The sequence below is a fragment of the Paenibacillus lentimorbus NRRL B-30488 genome (genome assembly GCF_000411595.1).
GTDB classification, from domain to species: domain Bacteria; phylum Bacillota; class Bacilli; order Bacillales; family Bacillaceae; genus Bacillus; species Bacillus velezensis.
The window spans coordinates 213,665-237,996 of sequence record NZ_ANAT01000005.1 but is presented as its reverse complement, the minus strand read 5'-3'; the positions used below and the strand labels follow the sequence as shown (position 1 = coordinate 237,996).

The window sequence follows — 24,332 nt, the reverse complement described above, 5'->3', positions numbered from 1 at the left end:
GTAAATGTGCTGTAGAATGTTTCGTTTTAGAAGGGGGAACTGACATGAGTGATGATCAAAACAAACGAGTAAATGAACACTCAAAGGACGAACAGCTGGAGCAGTACCGGTCTGATAACAGCGGCAAAAAAATGACGACCAATCAGGGGCTTCGCGTGTCTGAGGATGAGCATTCCTTAAAAGCGGGCGTCCGCGGCCCCACGCTGATGGAGGATTTTCATTTTCGTGAAAAAATGACGCACTTTGACCACGAGCGGATTCCGGAACGGGTCGTTCATGCGCGCGGGTACGGCGTTCATGGGCATTTTCAGGTGTACGAACCGATGACGGAATATACACGGGCGAAATTTTTGCAGGACCCGTCTGTCAAAACACCTGTTTTCGTCCGTTTCTCAACAGTGGCGGGCTCCAAGGGGTCAGCCGACACCGTCCGTGACGCCAGGGGATTTGCGACGAAGTTTTATACTGAAGAAGGGAACTATGACCTCGTCGGAAACAATATTCCGGTGTTCTTCATTCAGGACGCGATCAAATTCCCGGATCTCGTTCACGCCATAAAACCGGAACCGCACAATGAAATGCCGCAGGCTGCGACGGCTCATGATACGTTCTGGGATTTTGTCGCAAACAATCCTGAATCCGCGCACATGGTCATGTGGACGATGTCTGACCGCGGCATCCCGCGAAGCTATCGGATGATGGAGGGCTTCGGCGTGCATACGTTCCGTTTCGTCAACGAGAAAGGAAAAGCGCGCTTTGTCAAATTCCACTGGAAACCCGTGCTCGGCGTTCATTCCCTCGTATGGGATGAAGCGCAGAAAATTGCCGGGAAAGATCCCGATTTCAACCGGCGCGACCTATGGGAAACGATTGAAAACGGCGGCAAAGTCGAGTATGAGCTCGGTGTTCAGATGATTGACGAAGAAGATGAATTTAAATTTGATTTCGATATCCTTGATCCGACGAAGCTGTGGCCGGAGGAACTGGTTCCCGTCAAGCTGATCGGAAAAATGACCCTTGACCGCAATCAGGACAATGTCTTTGCGGAAACGGAACAGGTTGCATTCCATCCGGGAAATGTCGTGCCGGGCATTGATTTCACCAATGATCCGCTTCTTCAAGGCCGGCTTTTCTCTTATACAGATACACAGCTCATCCGTCTTGGCGGGCCGAATTTTCACGAGATTCCGATCAACCGGCCGGTCTGCCCGTTCCATAACAACCAATACGACGGCTACCACCGGATGACGATTAATAAGGGCCCTGTCGCCTATCATAAAAATTCCCTGCAGAACAATGATCCGTCGCCGGCCTCAGAAGAAGAAGGCGGATACGTTCATTACCAGGAAAAAGTAGAAGGCAGAAAAATCCGCCAGCGCAGTGAGAGCTTCAATGACTATTTTTCTCAGGCCAAGATGTTCTGGAACAGCATGTCTCCCGCCGAAAAAGAACATATCATCTCCGCGTTCTGTTTTGAGGTCGGAAAAGTGAACAGCAAGGATGTGCAGCAGCAGGTGGTTGACGTCTTCAGTCACGTCGACGCCGGGCTTGCCGAGCGTGTTGCGAAAGGAATCGGCGTGAACCCGCCGCCGAAGGACCGTGAATCTGATGAAACGTTCACTTCCCCGGCCTTAAGCCAGGAAAACACGGTGAAGACGGCAGCGACAAGGCAGGTTGCGGTTTTAACCGACCACGGGTTTTCTGATGAGAAAGTCAAACAAGTGCTTGACGCATGCAAACAGGCGGGAGTCAGAGCCGATATCATCAGTCCTGCGCTGGGAACCGTCAAGGGAGAAAACGGTACGGAGCTGAAAGCGTCAGCCACTTTCCTGACAGCGGATTCCGTCCTGTACGACGCTGTTTTCATTCCGGGCGGAAAACAAAGCACAGACAGCCTCAAAGCCCAAAAATCGGCCAGAGACTTCGTCAACGAAGCTTTCAGCCATTACAAAGCGATCGGCGCCTCCGGTGAAGGAAAAGAACTTCTCGTCCTCGCCGCCGGAACCGAAAGCGGCCCCGGTCTTGTTCCGGACGGAAACCATGAACAATTTCTGAAAGCCGTGGCTGAGCATCGGCATTGGGACAGAAACGTATAAGAATGAAAAAGCGCCTTTGATGAGAGGGGCGCTTTTTTCTTGTGAAAGAATATTGGGAGAAAACGAAATTGCTTCCGTACAAATCCGTACCTTCCGCTGTCCTGGACATTCAGACAACAGTTTTAGAGAGTCAGGGCATGCGCCATTTAAAGCAGGCGGGTTGATGAAATAATATGTTTCACCCTCTTTGGTTTACTTCCGCTCTGTGTTTGTGTATCTTAGGGGTAGATTTTCTGGAGGAGCGATTGATAGTGAAGCCGTTTACCGAAAAACAACTCGAAGAATATTACCGGCGTGACGAAAACATGATGATTTTGGTGTTCGCCCAATGGTGTGTCAATCATGACCTTGATCCGATGGCCATTTACAGCAAGGCTTACCCCGGACAGCCTTTAAACGAAGAGCTGCGAAAAACGGCTGAAGAGCTTGTCGTGCCGAAGGAGGAATCAGAACCGATTCCTGATCAAACCGTCATCGGCGTTTTGGAGATGTTCGGCAACTCCGATTTGGCGGAAGCCGTTTATGAAGCCATTGCACAAAGACCTTCACGGTAAAAGAGGCGTGGATTATCCATGTCTCTTTTTTTCATGGAGAAAATGTGAAAGAAGGCCCAGAAACAATTTGCTGATCTGCGCTGTCTATAGAGTGTAATCCGTTTTCAAAAAGGGAACGGTAATGAAAAGGAGGAGTTGTGATGAAAAAGGCATTCAAAATGATGGCGGCCGTGCTCTTAACCGTGCTGACAGCCGCGCCGTTCGGAGGTTTCGCGCCTTCAGCCGAGGCCGCGCAAACCGCAAAGCCCGTCGTCAAAAGCCAGACGTATAAGCATGTAAAGCAGCTGACGTACCCCGAGGTCACAAATACGGGAAACGCATCTTTTGAAAAGAAAATCAATCAGGACTTCAAACGCTATATTGAAAACTCGTACAAAGAATATGTAAAAACAAAAAGACGGTGAAAAACAAGGCTATAAAGCGGAATACCAGGCAGATTTCAAGGTGAAGTATAATCAAGGCGGCAAGCTCAGCATTCAGACGGAAAACTACAGTTACACAGGCGGCGCACACGGGCTGACAGCCGTTCAGACCTTTAATTACGACCTGGCCGCAAAAAAACGGGTCACACTCAATGATGTGCTCAATACAAAAACGAAAGCCAACAAAACGAGAGACTATCTTTACGGCTACATCAAGAAACATGACGATCTGTTTGACCAGGACGTCAAAAAACAAGAGATCATCCTCAATAACGAAAGACCTTTCTTCTTTACGAAAAACGGCATTGCCGTTGTGTTTGGACAATATGATCTCGGACCATACGCGGCAGGAATCCGGGACGTTTTCGTGCCTGCATCCGTCTATCAATAAAAAAAAGCGATATCACTCCAAAACGGAGCGGTATCGCTTTTTTTATTTTACCAGACAAACAATCCGACAATCGCCGCGCTCAATAAGGAAACGGCAATTCCGCTGACAAGCAGCTTCCAGACGTTTTTCCCGATGATGGCTGATTTTTCACCATCAAGCAGAGATTGATAAGATCCGTAGATCATACCGATGGTGCTGAAGTTTGCGAATGATGTCAGGAATGTCGTAGCCACGGCAATCGTGTGCGGCGGAAGTGATTTCAGCTGCCCTTTCAGATCGGCCATTGCCACAAATTCATTCGTCGCGAGCTTGATGCCCATCAGCTGTGCGACATACATCGCGTCATGTACGCCTAATCCGAGAAGGAAGGCAAACGGACTGAAGATGTATGAGAAAATCTTTTGAATGGTCAAACCGTGCATGAACAGTCCGAGTACGCCGTTTAACGCAGCTGTTAACGCCACATAGCCGATTACCATCGCTAAAATGACAATGACCATGTTCATGCCGACAAGCATACTGTTAGAAATCGTGGAGAAGAAGTCTTTTTTCTCCGCTTTTGAAGGAACGTAAATAATATCATCCTCTTTAGAAACGTCCACAGGATTCAACATATTGGCGATTAAAAGCGCATTTAAGCAATTCAGCGGGATGGCTGTAAACACATAAGTGGACGGAACCATCGTCAAGTATGATCCGATGATCGAGCCGCTGATGCTGCTCATGCTCATCAGCCCGAATGTCAGAAGCCGATTGTTGCTGACGGCGGCAAGCTGCTGGCGGATGACGGCTAAAGCTTCCGTATTTCCTAAAAACATCATCTGGATGGAGAAAAAGCTCTCCAGCTTCGGCAGACGGGATATTTTAGAAATCAGCCAGCCGATTTTATCAATGAGCCACGGCAGAATACCGAAATACGACAGCATATCAAAGAAGGTCACGACGAAGATAATCGGCAGCAATGCGCTGAAGAAAAAATCAACCGTCGGATTGGCCATGACAGACGGAAAAGCGAACGCAATTCCTTGACTGGCGCAGGAAATCAGCCATGTAAAGAACGCGCCGATCTTCCCGATGACAAAGCCGCCGACTTTTGTCCCTAACATAAACCAAGTAATCAGAAACTCAAAGACGAGGAGCATGACAATCGGACGCCATTTAATCTTCTTCTTGTTGGGAGAACATAAGAAAACAACAGCCATGACAACAATGAGACCGACAATGTTCAATAAAAAGTACATGTGAGCAACTCCTATAAGGGTATTATGGAAATAAAAAAGCTCTTATTCGTCACAAATTCCTGAAAGCCAGAAAGTGTGATAAATAAGAGCCAAAAGAAAAGAATAGACTGACAGCATCATATGCTTTTCACTCGTTCAAATTTATGCAAACTTTCTTGTAGTCTAGTCTTTTACGGCACTAGGTAGAAACAATCAGACCATATTACTGATCATATACAAGAATAACGATATTACATGAGATAGCAGTATTTTATCGTTTCAATTTTTGAAAATCAACCTTTTTAGATATTTTCAAAATAATAAATTTATATTATAAATAAAGAAAATAAAGGATGTTCACAAGTAATTGGATTAAAAAGGTATAAAAAGCCCCCGAAAAACAGTTCCGGTTCATTGTAAAGACGGGATGCAGCTGATAAAATGGATCTGAGGGCACCGCCTTCAAAAGACGGCAGAGAAGGGGTCATTTTCATGATCATTCAGTTCATTCGTTACAGATAATGAGAGGTATAGATAAATAGGTTAAACTTCCAATTTTGCGAGGTTTATTTGTCTATGCCTTTTTCATTTCATCGGAATAACGAATGAATGAGGTGTTTTTATTGACGTCTATAAAAAGAAAACGCGCGGAATTACTGCAATCATGTCAGTCCGTATTCAGGTGTCCGCTATGCCGGTCGGCCATGGCGGTCTCACAATTCCAAAGCTTGATGTGCGGACACGGGCATACATTTGATATATCAAAACAAGGATATGTGAATTTCCTCAATAAATCGGTCAAAACCCGCTATGACAGGCAGCTGTTCGAAGCGAGACGCGCTCTTTTTGACAGCCGGGAATTTTTTGTCCCGGTTCAAAAGGAGATCGCCGCCATCATCAGCCGCATTCAATCTCCGCAAACAAAAACGGCGGCGATATTGGATGCGGGATGCGGAGAAGGCTCTCATTTAGCCGCCGTATGCAAATGGCTTCAGCCCGCTTTTTCCGTGACGGGAATCGGCATTGATCTCTCGAAAGAAGGTGTGTTGCATGCCGCAAAGGCCTTCGGGGATCATTTTGTTTTTGCCGTCGCTGATGTGGCGGATGCGCCGTTTGCCGACAGCTGTTTTGATGTCGTGATGTCTGTTTTATCACCTTGGAATTACAAGGAATGCAGCAGGCTTTTACGAAAGGGCGGCACAGTCATTAAAGCGGTGCCGCGGCGTGATTATTTGAAGGAAGTAAGGGAATTCTTCTTCGGAGACAGTCCTCGGCGGAATGACACCACCGATTCTGCGGCCGGACGATTCCAAGCGGGCTTTCAAACCTTTGAGCGCAAACGGCTGTGTTACACGAAGACCTTATCGCAGCCTGACCTCGAGCGGCTTGTGAAAATGACGCCCTTAACATGGAAATGTACTGATGAAAGCATCCGGCGGTTTATCAGCCGGAAAGCGGCGGATATTACGATAGATATCGATATTTTAATTGGAAACGGTCCTCTGTAAACAGAAAAGACACGCTGATCGCGTGTCTTTTTTATTTCCAGACTTCACCGGCAATGCTGACGACATGACGAAGTTTCGCCCATTGCTGTTCTTCTGTGATCAGGTTTCCTTCCTCAGTGGAGGCGAATCCGCATTGCGGGCTGAGGCAAAGCTGATCCAGGCTGACATATTGTGAAGCTTCTTCAATCCGGCGTTTAATCGCGTCCTTGTCTTCAAGTTCGCCATGTTTTGATGTAATCAATCCAAGCACAAGCTGAAGATCAGAGCGTTTGACATAGCGGAGCGGTTCAAAGCCGCCGGAGCGGGAATCATCATATTCCAGGAACAATCCGTCAAGGTCAAGCCCGTCAAAAATCGTTTCAGCCGCTGCATCATAGCCGCCTTCAGCCGTCCATGTGGATTGGAAGTTGCCGCGGCAGATATGCATCGTAACCTTCAGATCGTCAGGGCGGTCCTTGATCGCGTCATTAATGGAAGCGGCAAACAGCTTGCGCAGCTCATCCGGCGTTGTGCCGAAATCTTCAATCTGACGAAGCCCCGCTTCAGATAAGAAAACGGCCCATGCGGTGTCATCAAGCTGAAGGTAGCGGCACCCGGCATCATAGAAAGCTTGAATCGCTTTTTTATACGCTTTTGACACATCGTGCTGAAATTGTTTGTAATCATTCTGGTAGGCCGCTTTTTCCAATTTTCCACGGAAAAACAGCATATTCGGACTTGGGATGGTCATTTTCGGAACAGCATCGCCGGCAATGCTGTGCAGGAATTTATAATCTTCGAGCATCGGATGCTGAGAAAAATCAATATCTCCCGTTACTTTAATGCCGCGCGCTTTCGTCTGTACGTTGTGAAACTGAATGCCGCTTTCAGGCGTAAATGCCTCAACGCCGTCTAAATTTTCGAGAAAATCAAAATGCCACCAGGCACGGCGGAATTCGCCGTCAGTCACGACATTGAGGCCGGTTTCTTTCTGCTTTTCCACGCTGCGGATGATTTCTCTGTTTTCGATTTCGCGCAGCTGTTCTGCCGAAATCTCACCCGCCGCTCTTTGCAGGCGGGCTTGCTTCACAGCCGCCGGCCGCAGCAGGCTTCCGACCTGATCCGCGCGAAACGGCGGGTTTTTTCTTAGAAGAGTATGCAATGGTTGTTCTGTGTTTTGCTGTGACATGAACGATTCCTTCTTTCCTGATGAAATATAAAAAAACTCTTCCCTCGGATAGGGAAGAGCTTGCGTCCGCAAATCTCAACCTTATCTTCAGGATTTAGCACCATTCTGCTGAACAGCGGTTGCCGGGTATCATAGGGCCAGTCCCTCCACCTCTCTTGATAAGGAAATATGATATTTTTCAGAATAAACTGTAATACTCTTAATCTTAGTATATTATCTTATATTGTCAATATATTTCGATAAATATTTTTATTTGTCACCCTCAAATAGAATCATATCTATCACGATGGCGATCGCAAGACAAAGAGCAATATCCTCTTCCTTTTCAATCTGCAAATGATAGGAATCGCCCCAGCTCATCCATGATTTGGTGACGGTCATCCGGTTTGATTTTCCGTCTGTCACTTGAAAATTCCGGCCCCACACATCGCCGGTAAGATCCCAGCCGAGTCCGGAAATTTCAAATTTCGGTTTGAAAAACGTGACTTTCTTGATGACTTGGCAGACGGGTTTGCCGCTGACGGAAATCTCGTAACGGGGAACGAGCGACATCAGTTTCTGATTGACGCTGGCAAGCGTGCGGCCGTCCAAATCAGTCAGCTTCAGTTCATCACCGAATGAAAACAGCTTTCCTTCAACATTGTAGACTTCTTTTCCGCTTTCAAGAAACACTTGAAAACGATTCTTAATCGTAAACATTCGCTCTTTGATGTAAAAATGGTACATAAAAAACTCCTTTTTTATGTTGTACGAAAAAAGGAGGCGGAAGGTTTCATATCGGCCGGGTGCATAAAAAAAGGCTGCCGATTTTGCGGCAGCTGTCGTTTTTATGATAGCGGCATCCGGCGTTTTTGACGGATCGCATTTAAATCAATGATGTTATTCGTGTCGGCAGCTGTCACCAGCGGGCTTGTCTTTGGCGTTTTCCGGCGGTTGTCCTTACTGAAAGAGAAAACAAGATACCCTGTCAAAGCAGCGAAAATAAGTAGCATCATTTTACATACCTCCCAAAAAAAGTTTTGGTATTATTATTGTACGAAAAAACAAACGAAAAGTATTCAAACAATTGTCACTTTTTTAAAAAATAATGTCATTTTCCGTAAAAATGACTATGGGTTGAAGAAATTTTGCTCTTGTTGTGGTTCTATAGATTGTATCGGCTGATGAATGATGATCGTTTATATAACTTTTTCACTATTTTTTGTAAGTGTCTAATTAACTACTTCGGTGTTTTCGTTTGCCTTGTGTTATTCAGTACCCTAAAAAACCTTATGATATGCAAAATAACTGCTTCTAACAGATGACTGCAAGTTGACAGCGCTTTCTTTATTTTTTTAAAGAAAACGAGATGTTATCTTAAAAAAATCGTTTGAACATTTTCCGCAGTTTTTTAAAAGGGTTTGATTTTGTCTCCAGAACACGCGGGTCTTTTAAGGTTTTTTTCAATTCTTTCGCTACAGTCCCTCTTGCCATAGTCTTCACTCCTTCTTTCCATTTCATACCTTATATACGGAAAGAAAGAAGGAAAGGTTTCATGTGAAAGAAAAAAACCAAAGCAGGGGGCTTTGGTTTTAAGCGCGCTCTTCAAAGAGCCTGGCGATTTCAACAATGACGTTTACCGCCTTTTCCATATGATCGACGGAAATGTATTCATATTTTCCGTGGAAGTTTTGGCCGCCCGTGAAAATGTTCGGTGTCGGCAGTCCCATGTAAGAGAGCTGTGATCCGTCGGTTCCGCCCCGGATCGGTTCGATAATCGGTTCGATGTCGAGGTTTTTCATGGCTTGATACGCGACATCGACTATCTCTTTGACCGGTTCGATTTTTTCTCTCATGTTGTAATATTGATCACGCAGTTCAAGCTTGATGCTTTCCTTGCCGTATTTGGCCGCTAGCGCATCGGCGGTTTTCTGCATATATTCTTTTCGTTCTGCAAAGCGGTCTCTGTCAAAGTCTCTGATGATGTACGACAGGGCGGCTTCAGAAACGTCTCCGTCCATGGAAAGTAAATGATAGAAGCCTTCATACCCTTCCGTATATTCCGGCGCTTCTTCTTTCGGCAGCGCATGATGAAATTCCATCGCGATTTTTGAAGCGTTGACCATTTTGTTTTTCGCCGTCCCCGGGTGGACGCTTTTTCCGTAACAAGTAAGCTTTGCGGCGGCTGCGTTAAAGCTTTCATATTGCAGTTCGCCGAGGGGGCCTCCGTCTATCGTGTAGGCGAATGCGGCGTTGAAGCGGGCGACATCGAATTTGTGAGGGCCTCTGCCGATTTCTTCATCGGGCGTGAACGCGACCCGGATCGTTCCGTGTTTGATGTCCGGATGTTTGATCAAGTACGCCATTGCTGTCATGATTTCGGCAATGCCCGCTTTGTTGTCGGCTCCGAGCAGCGTCGTGCCGTCTGTTGTAATCAGCGTCTGGCCTTTATAGCGGGAAAGCTCCGGGAATTGCTCAGGCGACAGGACGACATTGAGTTTGTCATTCAGAACGATATCATGGCCGTCGTAGCTTTCAATAATCTGAGGATTCACATTTTTCCCGGTAAAATCGGTCGCGGTGTCCACGTGAGCCAGAAAACCGACAGTCGGCACGTCTTTATCCGTATTCGCCGGCAGAGTCGCCATGACGTACCCGTTGTCATCGACTGTGATTTCTGTCATGCCGATCGACTTTAATTCATCTGCCAGCATGTTGGCCAATGTCAGCTGGCCGGGGGTTGAAGGGCAGTTTTCATTGTTTTCGTCAGACTGTGTATCGACTTTTACGTAAGAGGTAAAGCGTTCAATGATTTCATTTTTCATACCGTCATCTCCTTTGTCTTATCTTACCATGCGCGGGGGAGGGATTTCTATTTCACAACCCGTTTGAATTGAGGGCTCTGTTTTTTACGCGAATGAAAATAAATTATGAAGAAACGATGACTAAACGATTAAACTTTTTGGAAATGGATGATTGAGGAAGAAAAAACCGATATAATATGGTCAATTCATTCAATAGGGGAGGCTTTCTTCATGGCGATTTTAGTGACAGGCGGAGCGGGTTATATCGGAAGCCACACATGTGTCGAGCTGTTAAACGGCGGCTATGACATCGTGGTTCTGGATAATCTGTCAAACAGTTCACCGGAAGCATTGGAGCGTGTGAAAGACATTACCGGAAAAGGGCTTGTGTTTTATGAAGCGGATCTCCTTGACCGTGACGCCGTTCACCGTGTGTTTGCTGAAAATGAGATTGAAGCCGTCATTCATTTTGCGGGATTAAAAGCCGTCGGTGAGTCTGTGGCTGTTCCGCTCCGTTATTATCATAATAATCTGACGGGAACGTTTATTTTATGTGAAGCCATGCAGGCACACGGCGTGAAAAAAATCGTCTTCAGTTCTTCAGCGACGGTTTACGGCGTTCCGGAAACAACGCCGATCACTGAGGATTTTCCTTTAAGCGCGACCAATCCTTACGGGCAGACAAAGCTGATGCTGGAACAGATTTTACGCGATCTGCATAAAGCGGACTCTGAATGGAGCATTGCGCTGCTCCGCTACTTTAATCCGTTCGGCGCGCACCCGAGCGGCCGGATCGGAGAAGACCCGAACGGCATTCCGAATAATTTAATGCCGTACGTCGCACAAGTCGCTGTCGGCAAGCTTGAGCAATTGCAGGTGTTCGGCAATGATTATCCGACAAAGGACGGCACCGGCGTGCGGGATTACATCCATGTCGTTGACCTTGCCGAGGGGCATGTCAGAGCGCTTGAAAAGGTGCTGAACACAACGGGCGCCGACGCCTATAATCTCGGCACAGGAAGAGGCTACAGCGTTCTGGAGATGGTCAAGGCGTTTGAAAAAGTATCGGGAAAAGAAGTGCCGTACCGTTTTGCCGACCGGCGCCCGGGAGACATCGCCGCATGCTTCGCAGACCCGGCAAAAGCGAAGGCTGAATTAGGCTGGGAAGCAAAGCGCGGGCTTGAAGAAATGTGCGCCGACTCTTGGAAGTGGCAGTCCTCCAATGTGAACGGGTACCAAAAGGCGTAAAAAGAAAGAGACCTTCAAATGATGAAGGTCTCTTTTGTTATGATCATTATTTAACTTTTACTTCAACATCGTTGCTGAATTTTATTTTCCAAGTGCCTTTAGAGTATGCGTCTTTATCAACTTCAAAGGCTTTCACTCCAGTGACCTTAATGTTCGGGTTCAGGTCACTTAAAATTTTACTGTTGTTCACTTTTGTTTCCGTTGCATAAGTCGATGAAGCGTCAATATCCGGATCATAGGAAGTTCCTTCAGAATCTACTAGTTTCACGCTCGGAATGGAGAAAGAGCTAATAGGCTTCTTTGAAACATTTTTAACTGTGTATTGTACAGCTACGATAACGCCGCCGTCAGACGCTTTTTTCTGGATATATTGTGTCCCTACTGAGTCTCTTTTTTCTATTTTTGTAAGAGTCACTTCAGTTTTCTCAGTCTTAACAGTGTCACCGATGTTATACAGTTTTTCTTTAGATTCCGCAGAACTTGAAGATGCGACCTTAGATGATGAAGAATCGCCTCCGCCGCCGATGTTTACGAGAATGATAATAACCACTACTGCCAGAAGCAGTGTGATGATTTTATGTCTCATAAAAAAGTTTCTCTGATCTTTACCGCAGTTGGGGCATTTTTTAACGCCTTTAGCGATTTCTTTGCCGCACGCCTTACAAGACACCAGGTTGCCTGCCATAATATTTCCTCCTATGTAAACTATTTCTTAAAAACTACATACTATAATGCCTGTAAAATAACCTATAGTCAATAATATTTTGAGAAAAAAAGTATTTTAATAATTTTTTAGTCATGTATTTTAGTTCCTTTTTTAGTATCGGCAGATCGTTCGAATTCTTTATAGGTTTATTGAAAAAAGAGTGGTTGAACATGTTCGGGATTTCCCGTATAATCTTGAAAGATATACAAAAACTGAACATAAAAAACAGTGGTTTTCTAGGGTTCCGCAATGCTGAATTGGTCTGGACCGAGAGAAAACACACAGCAGGTTCCTGCTGTGACACGTTGGGATAAAAGCCCGGGAGTTTCTGCTCTTTTAATGAAGAGTGCTCTCCCGGGCTTTTTTGATTTTATAAAAAGGGAGTGTCTGGGATGAAAAAGAGATTGCTGGATGTGCTGATGCTGATTATTGGAGCTTTTATCTTTGCTTTGGCCGTTAATTTATTCGCCATTCCGAATGATCTTGGAGAGGGCGGGGTAACGGGAATCACCCTGATCTTGTACTATGTGTTTGAATGGTCGCCCGGGGTGACGAATATCATTTTGAACGGGATTTTATTGATTATCGGATATAAATTTTTAGACGGAAAAACAACGCTTTATACGATCATTACCGTTGTCGCCAACTCACTGTTTCTGCATCTGACGCATGATTGGCACTCGCCTTCACATGAACTCATTATTAATACTATTTTTGCGGGTGTGTTTGCCGGTGTCGGAATCGGGATCATTATTCGAGTCGGAGGCACGACTGCGGGTTCTGCCATTTTGGCGAGGATTGCGAACAAATATCTCGATTGGAATATCAGCTATGCGCTTTTGTTCTTTGATCTGATTGTCGTCTTCAGTTCTTATTTCATCATCGGTGCGGAAAAAATGATGTTTACCATTGTTATGCTGTATATCGGAACGAAGGTGATGGACTTTATCATTGAAGGCCTGAATACGAAAAAAGCGGTGACAATTATATCTGAGCATAAGCACGAAATCGCTGAACAGGTCAACACGCTGATGGACAGAGGGGTTACGCTGCTGTCGGGTAAAGGAAATTACACGGGGCAGTCGAAGGAAATTTTATATATCGTCATCCAGAAACAAGAGCTTTCCATGCTCAAAAAAATTATTAAAAGCTGTGATACAAAAGCGTTTGTCATTGTTCATGATGTGCGTGACGTCTTTGGTGAAGGCTTCGTCGATATCTCTAAATAAAAAAGGATCCCTCTGCCGGCGCAGAGGGTTTTTTTCTTATGCCGGCAGAAGCGGTTATGATCCGTTTCCCGGGAAATAGCCTGAAAGCTGTTTCTTAAAACGAAGTGGATACTATCGGCCGGACGTTTTATACTGAAAATATGATAGAGCGATAGAAAGGAGCGCATATGAACCCGTTATTGGCAATTTACCCGAGGGCTGTGTTGTCTGATACGTGCTGTACGGCGGAGGATGTCTTTTGCTTTTATGATGAGAAAAGGCGGGTCTATGCCGCCATTCCGAAGGAGGATATTACCCCGAAGGAGAAACTGCTTCTGGAATCATTTTTGACGCCCGCTGAAGAAAAAGGCGTTTTTTTCCGGAGACGGCGGCAGCAAAGAGGTGGCGGCGTTTTCTGCTGGAAGAAGGTCCGGTGCCTGATGTCAAGGAGCCGCGTGTCCGTTTTATCCATTATGACTTATTGGGAGAACGGGACTGGGGGGCATTTACGGAAGCGCTGCGCCATTTCTGGCCGGTTTTATATACAGTTGTCCCGACGGGGAGGGATCATGGCGTGATTGTGGAGGAAGAAAAGCTGGGAGCGCCAGATTCGGATGACATCGCATCTTTTGTGAAGATTCTCGAAGGCGATTTTTATTTCAGTGTCCGTTTTTTCGTCGGAAGGTATTACTGCAAGGGGGAACGTCTGCGCCTTCATTATCAGAGAGAACAGCAATATTGTCAGATCGGCCGGCGTCATCTCCCGCAGCTGAGCACGCTGACCGCGGAAACGGTATTTCCGGCCATGCTCACGGAAGAAAGCAGAGAAAAGCTCTCAGCCTTGCTTCACGAAGAAGCGGCGCTGCTGTTTCAGAAAGAACCGGAGCTGAAGCATACGATTCAGACCTTTATTGAACATAACTCGAACATGTCGCTCACATCGAAAAAACTGCATTTGCACCGCAACAGTCTTCAATATCGGATTGATAAATTTGCGGAACGCTCAGGTATTGATATTAAGACATATCGGGGCGCCCTGCTGGCTTATTTCATTTGTCTGCAATATGAAAAATCACATTAAATGGGAAATGTGCACGAAGGCAGCGGACTTTTTTTATGAACATTGCCTATATCCGCCGCCGTCTGACGCTGTTACAATCCTATTTAAGAAAGCGTTTACAAATAAAGGGGGATATACATGGCGGAACTTCGGCTCGAGCATATTTATAAGTATTACGATCAAAAAGAAGCGGCTGTCGATGATTTTAACCTTCATATTAAAGATAAAGAGTTTATCGTGTTTGTCGGTCCGTCGGGGTGCGGCAAGTCGACAACTTTGCGGATGGTAGCCGGGCTGGAAGACATTACGAAGGGCGATTTCTATATCGGTGATACGAGAGTGAATGACATCGCTCCTAAAGACAGGGATATCGCCATGGTGTTTCAAAACTATGCGTTATATCCGCACATGACGGTCTATGATAATATCGCTTTCGGTCTGAAGCTGAGGAAAATGCCGAAACCGGAGATTAAAAAACGGGTCGAAGAAGCGGCGAAAATGCTGGGGCTCACAGAGTATCTGCACCGTAAACCGAAGGCGCTCTCCGGCGGGCAGCGGCAGCGGGTTGCATTAGGCCGGGCGATTGTCAGGGACGCCAAAGTGTTTTTAATGGATGAGCCGCTGTCAAATCTGGACGCAAAGCTTCGGGTGCAGATGCGGGCTGAAATTATTAAGCTCCATCAAAGGCTGCAAACAACCACAATCTATGTGACGCACGACCAAACAGAAGCACTGACGATGGCGACACGCATCGTAGTCATGAAGGACGGAAAAATTCAGCAGATCGGCACCCCGAAAGAAGTGTATGAACATCCCGAAAACGTATTTGTCGGCGGGTTTATCGGCTCTCCGGCGATGAACTTTTTCAAAGGAAAGCTGACGGACGGCGCCATTCAGATCGGTTCAGCCGCTCTCAGCGTGCCGGAAGGGAAAATGAAAATGCTCCGGGAAAAAGGGTATGCCGGCAAAGATATCATCTTCGGCATCCGCCCGGAAGACATACATGACGAGCTGATTGTAGTAGAATCCTATAAGAATTCATCCATCACAGCTAAAATCAATGTCGCGGAATTGCTCGGGTCAGAAATTATGGTTTATTCCCGGATCGGGGATCAGGATTTTATCGCCCGGATTGACGCCCGCCATGACATTCGTGCCGGTGAGGAATTGACCGTCGCTTTCGACATGAATAAGGCTCACTTTTTTGACAGTGAAACAGAAATCAGAATCCGCTCATAACGCAAAGCCGGACAGCTGGATGTCCGGTTTTTTTGATGTAACAATTTATGACGCATAACCGATATAAAAAGTAAATAGAAGACAGAAAGCAGGAAAACGATGAAACGCATGATCATGTGCATGTGCCTTTTGGCTGCCGTGTTTACACTTGCCGCCTGCTCGGGCCATGAGGCAAGCGCCGAACAAAGCATTCCGAAGGCAGAAGCGCACAGCGAAAAAAAGTCCGTAAAGCGGCAAATCAAAAAAGAGCCGGATACGTCCGCCTGGGTTCAAACGAAAGGAACGGCGAGACTGCCGATTCTGATGTATCACAGCATTTCAGAGGGAAACAGCCTGCGTGTGCCGAAGGAAGAATTCCGGCAGCATATGAAGTGGCTTCATGATCACGGCTATTATACGATGACTCCTGAAGAAGCCTATCTGATGCTGACGGAGGATAAGGAGCCGCGTGAAAAATGTGTTCTGATCACATTTGATGACGGCTATACAGACAATGTGAAAGCAGCCTATCCCATTTTAAAGAAATACAAGATGAAAGCGACAATCTTTATGATCGGAAACTTTATCGGGCATAAGAATCATCTGACTGAGAAGCAGATGAAGGAGATGGCCGCCCACGGCATTTCCATTCAGAGCCATACGATGAACCATCTCGAATTGAACGGGCTCACACCGCAGCAGCAGCGACGTGAAATGAAGGACTCTAAGCGTTTATTTGATCAAATGTTCGGGCAGCGGACGACTATGATCAGCTACCCTGTCGGACGATATAATAAAGAAACATTAAAAGCCGCCGCCTCGTCAGGCTACCGTATGGCGGTCACGACAGAGCCGGGAGCGGCGTCTAGAGATCAGGGGCTTTACGGGCTTCACCGCGTCCGTGTGTCGCCGGGCATGTCCGGCGCTGCATTCGGCTCTTATATTCAAAATGTGATGAAATAACAGAGCCTCCGCATATGCGGAGGCTTTTTTCAGTTTAATAGAATTGATGAAGCAGCAGAAGAGTGACGCTTACGGTAATCGCTCCGCCGATTCTGGTCGACACTTGGGCGAACGGCATAAGCTCAAGCCGTTCAGCGGCGCTCAAGATCGCGACGTCGCCGGTGCCGCCCTGGCCGGAATGGCAGGCATTAATAACCGCCGTCTCAATCGGGTACAGATTCAGCCATTTTCCGGTCAGAAAACCGACGGCCATCATCGTGACGACGATTGATAAAATGGTAATGATGTTGCTGATCGTAAACGCCGCAATCAGCTTGTCCCACGGTGTCATTGAAACGCCGATCGCAAATAAGAGCGGATAGGTCACGGCTGTGGAGAAAAAGCGCGAGACGCCGAAGGCTCCGTTTTCAATCGAAGCCGGCGCCAGCCTGAACAGCTTAATGAGAACGGCAAGGACGAGCATCACGACAGGAGCCGGAAGCTGAAAGAAATCATGCGCCAGCATGCCGACCAAATAGAGGGAAACCGCTAAAATACCGCCCGAAGCGAAAAAGGACAAATCAAACGTTTTATCATCGGCCGGCTGTTCCAATGCGGGAGCGGAATGATCAGACTTATCAACCTTCCCGTTGCCCGTCCATTCCGGTTTGCGTTTCCCGATGACATTCAGCAAACCTGATAACATAATGGCGCACAGGCTGCCTAGCATGATGGACGGCAGCACAAGCGCAAAGGCGTCTCCCTGGGACATCGGCATAATATCGGAGTAGCCGATGGATAAAGGAATCGCGCCTTCACCGACACCCCCCGCCATAATCGGAACGACGATATAAAGCAGCGTGTGCTGAAAGCCGAGCCCGAGCAGCGTCCCGACGCATAAGCCGACGACGGCGGCCGCGATCGAGCCGGCGATCAGCGGAATAAAAATCTTAACGAAAGCTTTGACGAGCGTCTCTCTTTTCATCCCGAGAATACTGCCGACGACGATACCGGCAATAAATAGATAGAGAAAGTTGGAGCTTTCCGTGAATTCTGTTGTTGAAGTAATAATGTCTTTCGGAAGCAGGTGGTAGTAGACGACAGCGGATGGAATAAAGGTTGCGAGAATCGCAGGGCCGCCGATGGACCGCACGATCGGAATGGATTTTCCGATCTGGCCGAAGGTAAATCCGAAAAAACTCATGACGGCAATTGATGTCAGAATGTCGCTTTTTACATCACGGCTCATGACAAACACCGTAATAAGCAAGAAAAGCAGGATATAGATAGGAAGAGGAATAATGCCGATTCTTATATTCATTGCTCTGGCAAACCAGTTATCAGTCCGTTCCTGTTTTTGGATTGAATCCGTTTGCAATTTTGGTTGAAGTTCTCCCATGCTTGTTCCCCCAGTCGTTATGTAGTGAAAAAATATCCCCATTTAAAGTATACTAAAAAATTTAAATTGTTCATATATTATGAATTTACTAGAGGACATGCTTTCTTCACATTTTCTTTCTCAAAATGGCGATTTGGCGGACTTTTTCGCCGAGAAAAGCATTTTGTTCGCCACACGAATAAAAAAGAGGTACGATATCAAAGGGACAAATATCCTAGGTGCTGACATAAAATCTCTACAAATCCGACAATAATCAGTCACAATTTCAGCCTGATTTTAGGTATATTGATTCTTTTTTTAGGCTGAATCGTTGTAAAGTAATGATATTGAATCATTTCTATGACAGCCGCTGTCCCTAGGGTGTACAGGCTGATATTTCAATAGTTTTGACGAATTTGTGAAACATTGAGCAAATATATCATTTTTTGTGAAATACCGAGCAAGAATTCCACTATGTTTGTGAAATGTTGAGCAATTTACCAGATTGGAGGAAAAACATCATGAGTGAGTTGGTATTAGCCCGCATTCAATTTGCATCTACAACATTGTTTCACTTCTTGTTTGTGCCTATGTCTATCGGGCTTGTGTTTATGGTTGCTTTGATGGAGACGCTTTATGTTGTCAAAAACAAGAGACCTATCTCAAAATGGCTAAATTTTGGGGGCATCTCTTTTTAATTAACTTTGCTGTCGGCGTCGTCACAGGGATTCTTCAGGAATTCCAGTTCGGATTGAACTGGTCTGATTATTCCCGTTTTGTCGGGGACGTATTTGGGGCTCCGCTTGCGATTGAAGCGCTTTTGGCGTTTTTTATGGAGTCTATTTTTATCGGATTATGGATTTTCGGCTGGGACCGTTTATCTAAAAAAGTGCATTTGCTTTGCATTTGGCTTGTATCCTTCGGAACGATTATGTCATCTTTCTGGATTTTGACGGCAAACTCATTCATGCAGGAGCCGGTCGGCTTTACGATTAAAAACGGCCGCGCGGAAATGAATGACTTCGGAGCGCTTTTGACAAACCCTCAGCTTTGGGTTGAATTCCCTCACGTCATTTTCGGAGCGCTTGCGACGGGTGCTTTCTTTATCGCCGGTGTCAGCGCATTTAAATTATTGAAGAAAAAAGAAGTGCCTTTCTTCCATAAATCTTTCAAGCTTTCGATGATTGTCGGTCTGATCGCCGGTATCGGCGTTGCGTTCAGCGGACACATGCAGGCTGAGCATTTAATGGAATCGCAGCCGATGAAAATGGCCGCCAGTGAAGCGCTTTGGGATGACAGCGGTGATCCTGCCGCGTGGACGGCTTTTGCGAATATTGATACGAATAAAGAAAAAACACATCAGAAATTTCAATTCCTTACGCACTCAGCTACTTGGCTTACCAGAAGTTCAGCGGCAGTGTGAAAGGGATGAAAACACTTCAAAAAGAATATGAAAAAACGTACGGAAAAGGCGACTATATCCCGCCTGTTAAAACGACGTTCTGGAGTTTCCGCATTATGGCGGGAGCGGGTGCGCTTATGATTTTTGCCGCGATTGCAGGCTTTATTCTGAACCGCCGCAAAAAGCTTCATACGAGCAAGTGGTATTTACGGGGCATGATCGCACTGATCGCATTCCCGTTCATTGCGAACTCTGCCGGATGGATTATGACTGAAATCGGCCGCCAGCCGTGGACGGTTATGGGGCAAATGACAACCGCACAATCCGTTTCGCCTAACGTAACGACGGGATCTCTGCTGTTTTCAATTATCGGTTTCGGCGTCATGTACTTGATTTTAGGCGCGCTGCTTGTTTTCCTATTCGTTCGTGAAATTAAAAAAGGTGCGGACCATGATGATCACAAGGATGTTCCTGTATCAACGGATCCGTTCAGTCAGGAGGTCTACCATGGGGTCACTTCATGATCTTTGGTTTGTACTCGTTTCAGTTTTGTTTGTCGGATTTTTCTTTTTAGAAGGTTTTGATTTCGGTGTCGGCATTTCGACCCGATTTCTTGGCCATAATGAATTAGAACGCAGAGTGCTGATTAACACCATCGGCCCGTTCTGGGATGCGAATGAGGTATGGCTGCTGACAGGTACGGGAGCGATCTTCGCGGCATTCCCGAACTGGTATGCGACGATGCTGAGCGGATATTATATTCCGTTTATCATCATCCTTCTTGCTTTAATGGGCCGCGGGGTGGCGTTTGAATTCCGCGGAAAAGTGAATCATTTAAAATGGGTCAAAACATGGGACTGGGTGATTTTCTTCGGCAGCCTTATCCCGCCGTTTGTATTCGGCCTGATCTTCACAAGCTTGTTCCGCGGCATGCCGATTGACGGCCATATGAATATGCATGCGGGTTTCTCAGATATTGTGAACGTGTATTCCGTCCTTGGCGGAGCAGCCGTCACCCTTCTTTCATTCCTGCACGGTTTAATGTTTGTCACACTGCGCACGATCGGTGATTTACAAGAGCGTGCGAGAAAAATGGCAAAACGCGTAATCGGTGTTATCTTTCTTGTTGTACTTGCTTTCTTTGCGATGTCTGCATACGATACGGATATGTTTACACGCCGGGCAAACATCACGATTCCGGTATTCGTGCTGATTGTCATCTGCAACGTTCTTGCTGTTGTGTTCATGAGCAAGAAAAAAGACGGCTGGGCATTCGGTATGACCGGCGCGGGTCTTGCTTTGACAGTTGCGATGATTTTTATCTCTCTGTTCCCGCGCGTCATGGTCAGCTCGCTGAAAAGCGCGTATGACTTAACAGTAGCTAACGCGTCATCCGGTGATTATTCACTTAAAGTCATGACAATTGCCGCACTGACTCTGCTGCCGTTTGTCATCGGCAGTCAGATCTGGAGCTATTATGTCTTCCGGAAACGCGTCAGCCATAAGGAGCCTATGACTTATTAATGGGAAAAGACCTGTTTCTTTATAAAGGAATGAAGCGGATTCTTGCGATCATTACGGGATTAACGATTATACAAACGGCCGCCATCATCTTGCAGGCGGAATGGCTGAGCCAGGCGGTAACCGGATTATTTAACGGGAAGCGGATTGCTTCTCTTTATCCGGTTATCGGCTTTTTCCTGCTTGCGTTTTTGGTCCGGCATGCGGTGACAGCGGTCCGGCAGAAAATCGTATACCAATATGCCGCGCAAACCGGCGCAGACTTAAGAAAAAGATTTCTTGAGCAATTGTTCCGTCTCGGCCCCCGCTTTGCGAAAAAAGAGGGGACAGGCCGGATGGTGACGCTGGCGATGGAAGGCATCAGCCAGTTCCGCCGTTATTTAGAGCTGTTTCTGCCGAAAATGGTCAGCATGGCGATTGTGCCGGCGGCCGTTGTTATTTACGTGTTTTTTCAGGATAAAACATCGGCTTTGATTCTGATTCTTGCGCTTCCGATTTTGATTGTATTTATGATCCTGCTCGGACTTGTCGCGCAGAAAAAAGCCGATCGCCAATGGAAGTCCTATCAGACGCTTTCCAATCATTTCGTGGATTCGCTCCGCGGACTGGAGACATTGCGGTTTTTAGGATTAAGCAAATCACACAGTAAAAACATCTTTCATGTCAGTGAGAGATACCGCAAGGCGACGATGAGTACGCTCCGGGTCGCGTTTTTATCATCATTCGCCCTGGATTTCTTTACGATGCTGTCGGTGGCGACAGTGGCGGTGTTTCTCGGCCTGCGGCTGATAGACGGACAAATTCTGCTCGGTCCGGCATTGACCGCGCTGATTCTCGCGCCTGAATATTTTCTCCCGGTCCGCGAAGTGGGAAATGATTACCACGCGACGTTAAACGGGCAGGAGGCGGGGAAAACCATTCAAGCGATTTTGGCGCAGCCCGGTTTTAAAGAAGAAAAGCCGCTCGAACTTGATACGTGGACTGACGGGGATGAATTACAGCTTACGCGTTTGTCCGTCCGAGAATCGATGTCTGAATTTCATCTGTCCTTTAAAGGGAAGAAGAAAATCGGAATTATCGGGGAAAGCGGTGCGGGAAAATCGACACTCATTGATGTGCTGGGCGGCTTTTTAGAGCCTGCGTCCGGTGAGATCAAGGTAAACGGTGAATCCCGCTCGCATCTTCAGTCGGACGGCTGGCAGAAGCAGCTGCTCTATATTCCGCAGCATCCGTACATTTTTGATGACACGCTTTTGAATAATATCCGGTTTTATCATCCTGATGCTTCCCGTGAGGAAACGGCGCGCGCCGCTGATTCAGCGGGTCTTTCCGGACTGATCCGCGATCTGCCCGGCGGTCTTGACGGCCGGATCGGCGAGGGCGGACGGACGCTCAGCGGAGGGCAGGCTCAGCGTGTCGCGCTGGCCAGAGCCTTTTTAGGAAACCGGCCGATTCTCCTTTTGGATGAGCCGACCGCTCACCTTGATATTGAAACAGAATATGAAATAAAAGAAACGATGAAAGACCTGTTTGAAAACAAACTTGTCTTTCTGGCCACTCACCGTCTTCACTGGATGCTTGAGATGGATGAAATTATCGTGCTTGATGACGGCGCGGTGGCGGAAATCGGCACCCACGACGAATTGATGGCGAAACAAGGCGTATACGCCAAACTTGTAAAGGCGCAACTGGGGGAAAGAACATGAGAAAAGAAGAATGGATTCTGCCGTATATGAAGCAAAATGCCCGTTTGTTTGTTCTTGTGATTTTTTAGGCGCGGTGACGATTTTTTCGGCGGCCTTTCTCATGTTCACTTCCGGTTTTTTGATCTCTAAGTCGGCGACAAGGCCTGAGAATATCCTGCTGGTGTACGTTCCGATTGTGGCCGTGCGGACGTTCGGGATTGCCCGTTCAGTCTCACGGTACGCCGAGCGTCTGACGGGACACCATATCATTTTGAAAATCGTGTCCGACATGAGGGTGCGGCTTTACAATATGCTGGAGCCGGCCTCGCTCATGCTTTCATCCCGTTTTCGGACGGGCGACATGCTCGGCATTTTGGCTGAGGATATTGAGCATTTGCAGGATGCGTTTTTAAAAACGATTTTCCCGGCGGTTTCCGCTTTGCTGCTGTATGCGGCATCCGTTATCGGACTCGGTTTTTTTTCCTGGCCGTTTGCCGCTTTTGCGGCGATTTACCTGTTTATATTGGTTGTATTGTTTCCGGTTGTGTCGCTTCTTGTGACGAGAGCGAAAAACATGAGGCTGAAAAGCGGCCGGAATACGCTCTACAGCCGGCTGACAGATGCCGTGCTCGGCGTGAGCGACTGGATGTTCTCGGGACGACAGGCGGCCTTTATTTCCTCTTATGAAGAGAAAGAGAAGGCATGGTTTGACCTTGAAAGCAAACGTCAGCGGTTTACGAGATGGCGTGATCTCGCCGCGCAATGCCTTGTCGGCGGCTTCATATTGATCATGCTGTTCTGGACGGCGGGTCAGTATGCGGACGGCAGCATCGCCAACACGATGATCGCGGCCTTTGTGCTTGTCGTATTTCCATTGACGGAGGCGTTTCTGCCCCTTTCGGATGCGCTGACGGAAGTGCCTTCTTATCAGGATTCCATCAAAAGAATGAGTAAGGCGGCTCCGGAGCTGCGAAGTCGTGAGGTGAAGCAGACCGATGAGAAACTGGATGTATCTGATGTGACACTTACATTTGATAACGTGACGTTTTCTTATGATCAGCACAGTCATGTGCTTGACCGTTTTTCCTTCACTCTCCGCCAGGGGGAAAAAATGGCGCTGCTCGGCAGGAGCGGCTCCGGTAAGTCGACCTCTCTCGCTTTAATTGAAGGCGCCTTAGTTCCCGATTCGGGCAAGGTGATGCTGAACGGGCTGGAAACTGCGGCCGTGCAGGAGCAGATTTCCTCAGCGGTGGCCGTTTTGAATCAGAAACCTCATCTCTTTAACACGAGCATTATGAACAATATCCGGCTCGGAAACGGCAAGGCGAGTGATGAAGATGTTAAGCGTGCGGCTCGGCAAGTGAAGCTGCATGATTATATTGAATCACTGCCTGACGGATATGAAACGTCCGTGCAGGAGACGGGGATTCGTTTCTCAGGCGGGGAACGGCAGCGGATCGCGCTTGCCCGTATTCTGCTCCAAGACACGCCGGTCATTATCCTTGATGAACCGACGGTCGGCCTTGATGCGGTCACTGAACGTGAATTGCTTGATACGATTTTTGATGTTTTTAAAGAGAAAACGATCCTCTGGATTACACACCATTTAGCGGGTGTGGAAACAGCTGATAAAATCGTCTTTTTAGAAAATGGAAAAGCAGAAATGGAAGGAACCCATCAAGAGCTGCTTGCAGAAAACGAAAGGTACCGGAAGCTTTACCGTCTTGATGTTCCGATCAGAACATAAACAGCCGCAAACGAGCGGCTGTTTTTTTGTGCGGTTTAAAATCTCTTCTTGTTTGGAATATAAATAGGAGACAGA

The 24,332-nt window shown here is 47.0% G+C and carries 16 protein-coding genes, 4 pseudogenes and 3 riboswitches; of the genes and pseudogenes, 13 read left to right on the top strand and 7 right to left on the bottom strand.

The features are described 5' to 3' along the window. The first annotated feature begins 44 nt into the window (after positions 1-44). The 3 genes and pseudogenes from D368_RS02045 (at position 45) to D368_RS02035 (ending at position 3,463) form a co-directional block, all read left to right on the top strand. Complete coding sequence (locus D368_RS02045; protein ID WP_128574501.1) at positions 45-2,096, top strand: catalase; 2,052 nt, start codon at positions 45-47, stop codon at positions 2,094-2,096. 305 nt (positions 2,097-2,401) lie between these two features. Continuing rightward, on the top strand, positions 2,402-2,650 hold the full coding sequence (locus D368_RS02040; RefSeq protein WP_046341506.1) for a hypothetical protein: 249 nt from the start codon (positions 2,402-2,404) through the stop codon (positions 2,648-2,650). Between the two features lie 140 nt (positions 2,651-2,790). Continuing rightward, positions 2,791-3,463: pseudogene (locus D368_RS02035) on the top strand (DUF3298 and DUF4163 domain-containing protein). 47 nt (positions 3,464-3,510) lie between these two features. Here the strand turns inward: D368_RS02035 and D368_RS02030 are convergent. Then, the gene (locus D368_RS02030) at positions 3,511-4,704 is read right to left on the bottom strand and encodes a NupC/NupG family nucleoside CNT transporter (RefSeq protein ID WP_003150774.1); all 1,194 of its coding nucleotides are present in this window, start codon (positions 4,702-4,704) and stop codon (positions 3,511-3,513) included. Positions 4,705-4,842: 138 nt separating this feature from the next. Next, positions 4,843-4,943, bottom strand: a riboswitch (purine riboswitch). Between the two features lie 363 nt (positions 4,944-5,306). On the opposite strand from D368_RS02030, the gene D368_RS02025 reads away from it, so the two are divergent. Further along, positions 5,307-6,191, top strand: coding sequence for a methyltransferase domain-containing protein (locus D368_RS02025; protein ID WP_128574500.1), 885 nt, complete (start codon positions 5,307-5,309; stop codon positions 6,189-6,191). A gap of 31 nt (positions 6,192-6,222) precedes the next feature. On the opposite strand, the gene D368_RS02020 is transcribed toward D368_RS02025, so the two are convergent. From D368_RS02020 to pepT, 4 genes are all read right to left on the bottom strand, one after another. Next, a complete protein-coding gene (locus D368_RS02020; protein ID WP_015387510.1) occupies positions 6,223-7,359 on the bottom strand; it encodes a 5-methyltetrahydropteroyltriglutamate--homocysteine S-methyltransferase in 1,137 nt (378 codons plus the stop codon). 78 nt (positions 7,360-7,437) lie between these two features. Beyond that, positions 7,438-7,524: riboswitch (SAM riboswitch) on the bottom strand. An 84-nt stretch (positions 7,525-7,608) separates the two neighbouring features. Beyond that, positions 7,609-8,085 (bottom strand): LURP-one-related/scramblase family protein, encoded by a 477-nt coding sequence (locus D368_RS02015; RefSeq protein WP_039253306.1) that lies wholly within the window; start codon positions 8,083-8,085, stop codon positions 7,609-7,611. A gap of 101 nt (positions 8,086-8,186) precedes the next feature. Beyond that, the gene (locus D368_RS19800; RefSeq protein WP_003150808.1) at positions 8,187-8,354 is read right to left on the bottom strand and encodes a hypothetical protein; all 168 of its coding nucleotides are present in this window, start codon (positions 8,352-8,354) and stop codon (positions 8,187-8,189) included. 576 nt (positions 8,355-8,930) lie between these two features. Further along, positions 8,931-10,163 carry a peptidase T gene (gene pepT / locus D368_RS02010; protein ID WP_039253308.1) on the bottom strand — a complete coding sequence of 411 codons (1,233 nt, stop codon included), beginning with the start codon at positions 10,161-10,163 and terminating at the stop codon, positions 8,931-8,933. A gap of 210 nt (positions 10,164-10,373) precedes the next feature. Here pepT and galE point away from each other — a divergent pair, with 210 nt between their 5' ends. After that, positions 10,374-11,390, top strand: a complete 1,017-nt coding sequence (galE, locus tag D368_RS02005) for a UDP-glucose 4-epimerase GalE (protein ID WP_128574499.1) — start codon at positions 10,374-10,376, stop codon at positions 11,388-11,390. A gap of 46 nt (positions 11,391-11,436) precedes the next feature. Here galE and D368_RS02000 read toward each other — a convergent pair whose 3' ends face one another. Further along, the gene (locus D368_RS02000; RefSeq protein WP_128574546.1) at positions 11,437-11,976 is read right to left on the bottom strand and encodes a DUF4352 domain-containing protein; all 540 of its coding nucleotides are present in this window, start codon (positions 11,974-11,976) and stop codon (positions 11,437-11,439) included. 345 nt (positions 11,977-12,321) lie between these two features. Next, positions 12,322-12,423: riboswitch (guanidine-I (ykkC/yxkD leader) on the top strand. A gap of 65 nt (positions 12,424-12,488) precedes the next feature. Here D368_RS02000 and D368_RS01995 point away from each other — a divergent pair. The 4 genes and pseudogenes from D368_RS01995 to D368_RS01980 all read left to right on the top strand — a co-directional run bounded on the left by D368_RS01995 (position 12,489) and on the right by D368_RS01980 (position 16,545). After that, entirely contained in the window at positions 12,489-13,325 is an 837-nt protein-coding gene (locus D368_RS01995) for a YitT family protein (RefSeq protein ID WP_003150818.1), read from the top strand. A gap of 167 nt (positions 13,326-13,492) precedes the next feature. Beyond that, positions 13,493-14,385: pseudogene (locus tag D368_RS01990) on the top strand (PucR family transcriptional regulator). Between the two features lie 117 nt (positions 14,386-14,502). Further along, positions 14,503-15,603 carry an ABC transporter ATP-binding protein gene (locus D368_RS01985; protein WP_014306096.1) on the top strand — a complete coding sequence of 367 codons (1,101 nt, stop codon included), beginning with the start codon at positions 14,503-14,505 and terminating at the stop codon, positions 15,601-15,603. A gap of 99 nt (positions 15,604-15,702) precedes the next feature. Then, positions 15,703-16,545: a polysaccharide deacetylase family protein gene (locus D368_RS01980; protein WP_003150825.1), complete on the top strand. Its 843-nt coding sequence runs from the start codon at positions 15,703-15,705 to the stop codon at positions 16,543-16,545. 34 nt (positions 16,546-16,579) lie between these two features. Here the strand turns inward: D368_RS01980 and cimH are convergent, their stop codons facing one another. Further along, the gene (gene cimH, locus D368_RS01975; RefSeq protein ID WP_039253321.1) at positions 16,580-17,923 is read right to left on the bottom strand and encodes a citrate/malate transporter CimH; all 1,344 of its coding nucleotides are present in this window, start codon (positions 17,921-17,923) and stop codon (positions 16,580-16,582) included. Between the two features lie 500 nt (positions 17,924-18,423). Here cimH and D368_RS01970 point away from each other — a divergent pair. The 4 genes and pseudogenes from D368_RS01970 to cydC all read left to right on the top strand — a co-directional run bounded on the left by D368_RS01970 (position 18,424) and on the right by cydC (position 24,257). Beyond that, positions 18,424-19,828, top strand: a pseudogene (locus tag D368_RS01970) (cytochrome ubiquinol oxidase subunit I). Next, on the top strand, positions 19,812-20,828 hold the full coding sequence (cydB, locus tag D368_RS01965; protein WP_003150830.1) for a cytochrome d ubiquinol oxidase subunit II: 1,017 nt from the start codon (positions 19,812-19,814) through the stop codon (positions 20,826-20,828). The pseudogene D368_RS01970 and the gene cydB overlap by 17 nt, the downstream one beginning before the upstream one ends. Continuing rightward, entirely contained in the window at positions 20,828-22,531 is a 1,704-nt protein-coding gene (gene cydD / locus D368_RS01960) for a thiol reductant ABC exporter subunit CydD (protein WP_128574498.1), read from the top strand. The genes cydB and cydD overlap by 1 nt, the downstream gene beginning before the upstream one ends. Further along, a pseudogene (gene cydC, locus D368_RS01955) lies at positions 22,528-24,257 on the top strand (thiol reductant ABC exporter subunit CydC). The gene cydD and the pseudogene cydC overlap by 4 nt, the downstream one beginning before the upstream one ends. The last annotated feature ends 75 nt before the right edge of the window (positions 24,258-24,332 follow it).

Coding starts and splice junctions, on each gene's coding strand:
- D368_RS02045 (WP_128574501.1), top strand. CDS start 45: ATGAGTGATGATCAAAACAAACGAGTAAATGAACACTCAAAGGACGAA.
- D368_RS02040 (WP_046341506.1), top strand. CDS start 2,402: ATGATGATTTTGGTGTTCGCCCAATGGTGTGTCAATCATGACCTTGAT.
- D368_RS02030 (WP_003150774.1), bottom strand. CDS start 4,704: ATGTACTTTTTATTGAACATTGTCGGTCTCATTGTTGTCATGGCTGTT.
- D368_RS02020 (WP_015387510.1), bottom strand. CDS start 7,359: ATGTCACAGCAAAACACAGAACAACCATTGCATACTCTTCTAAGAAAA.
- D368_RS02015 (WP_039253306.1), bottom strand. CDS start 8,085: ATGTACCATTTTTACATCAAAGAGCGAATGTTTACGATTAAGAATCGT.
- D368_RS19800 (WP_003150808.1), bottom strand. CDS start 8,354: ATGATGCTACTTATTTTCGCTGCTTTGACAGGGTATCTTGTTTTCTCT.
- pepT (WP_039253308.1), bottom strand. CDS start 10,163: ATGAAAAATGAAATCATTGAACGCTTTACCTCTTACGTAAAAGTCGAT.
- galE (WP_128574499.1), top strand. CDS start 10,374: ATGGCGATTTTAGTGACAGGCGGAGCGGGTTATATCGGAAGCCACACA.
- D368_RS02000 (WP_128574546.1), bottom strand. CDS start 11,976: ATGAGACATAAAATCATCACACTGCTTCTGGCAGTAGTGGTTATTATC.
- D368_RS01995 (WP_003150818.1), top strand. CDS start 12,489: ATGAAAAAGAGATTGCTGGATGTGCTGATGCTGATTATTGGAGCTTTT.
- D368_RS01985 (WP_014306096.1), top strand. CDS start 14,503: ATGGCGGAACTTCGGCTCGAGCATATTTATAAGTATTACGATCAAAAA.
- D368_RS01980 (WP_003150825.1), top strand. CDS start 15,703: ATGAAACGCATGATCATGTGCATGTGCCTTTTGGCTGCCGTGTTTACA.
- cimH (WP_039253321.1), bottom strand. CDS start 17,923: ATGGGAGAACTTCAACCAAAATTGCAAACGGATTCAATCCAAAAACAG.
- cydB (WP_003150830.1), top strand. CDS start 19,812: ATGGGGTCACTTCATGATCTTTGGTTTGTACTCGTTTCAGTTTTGTTT.
- cydD (WP_128574498.1), top strand. CDS start 20,828: ATGGGAAAAGACCTGTTTCTTTATAAAGGAATGAAGCGGATTCTTGCG.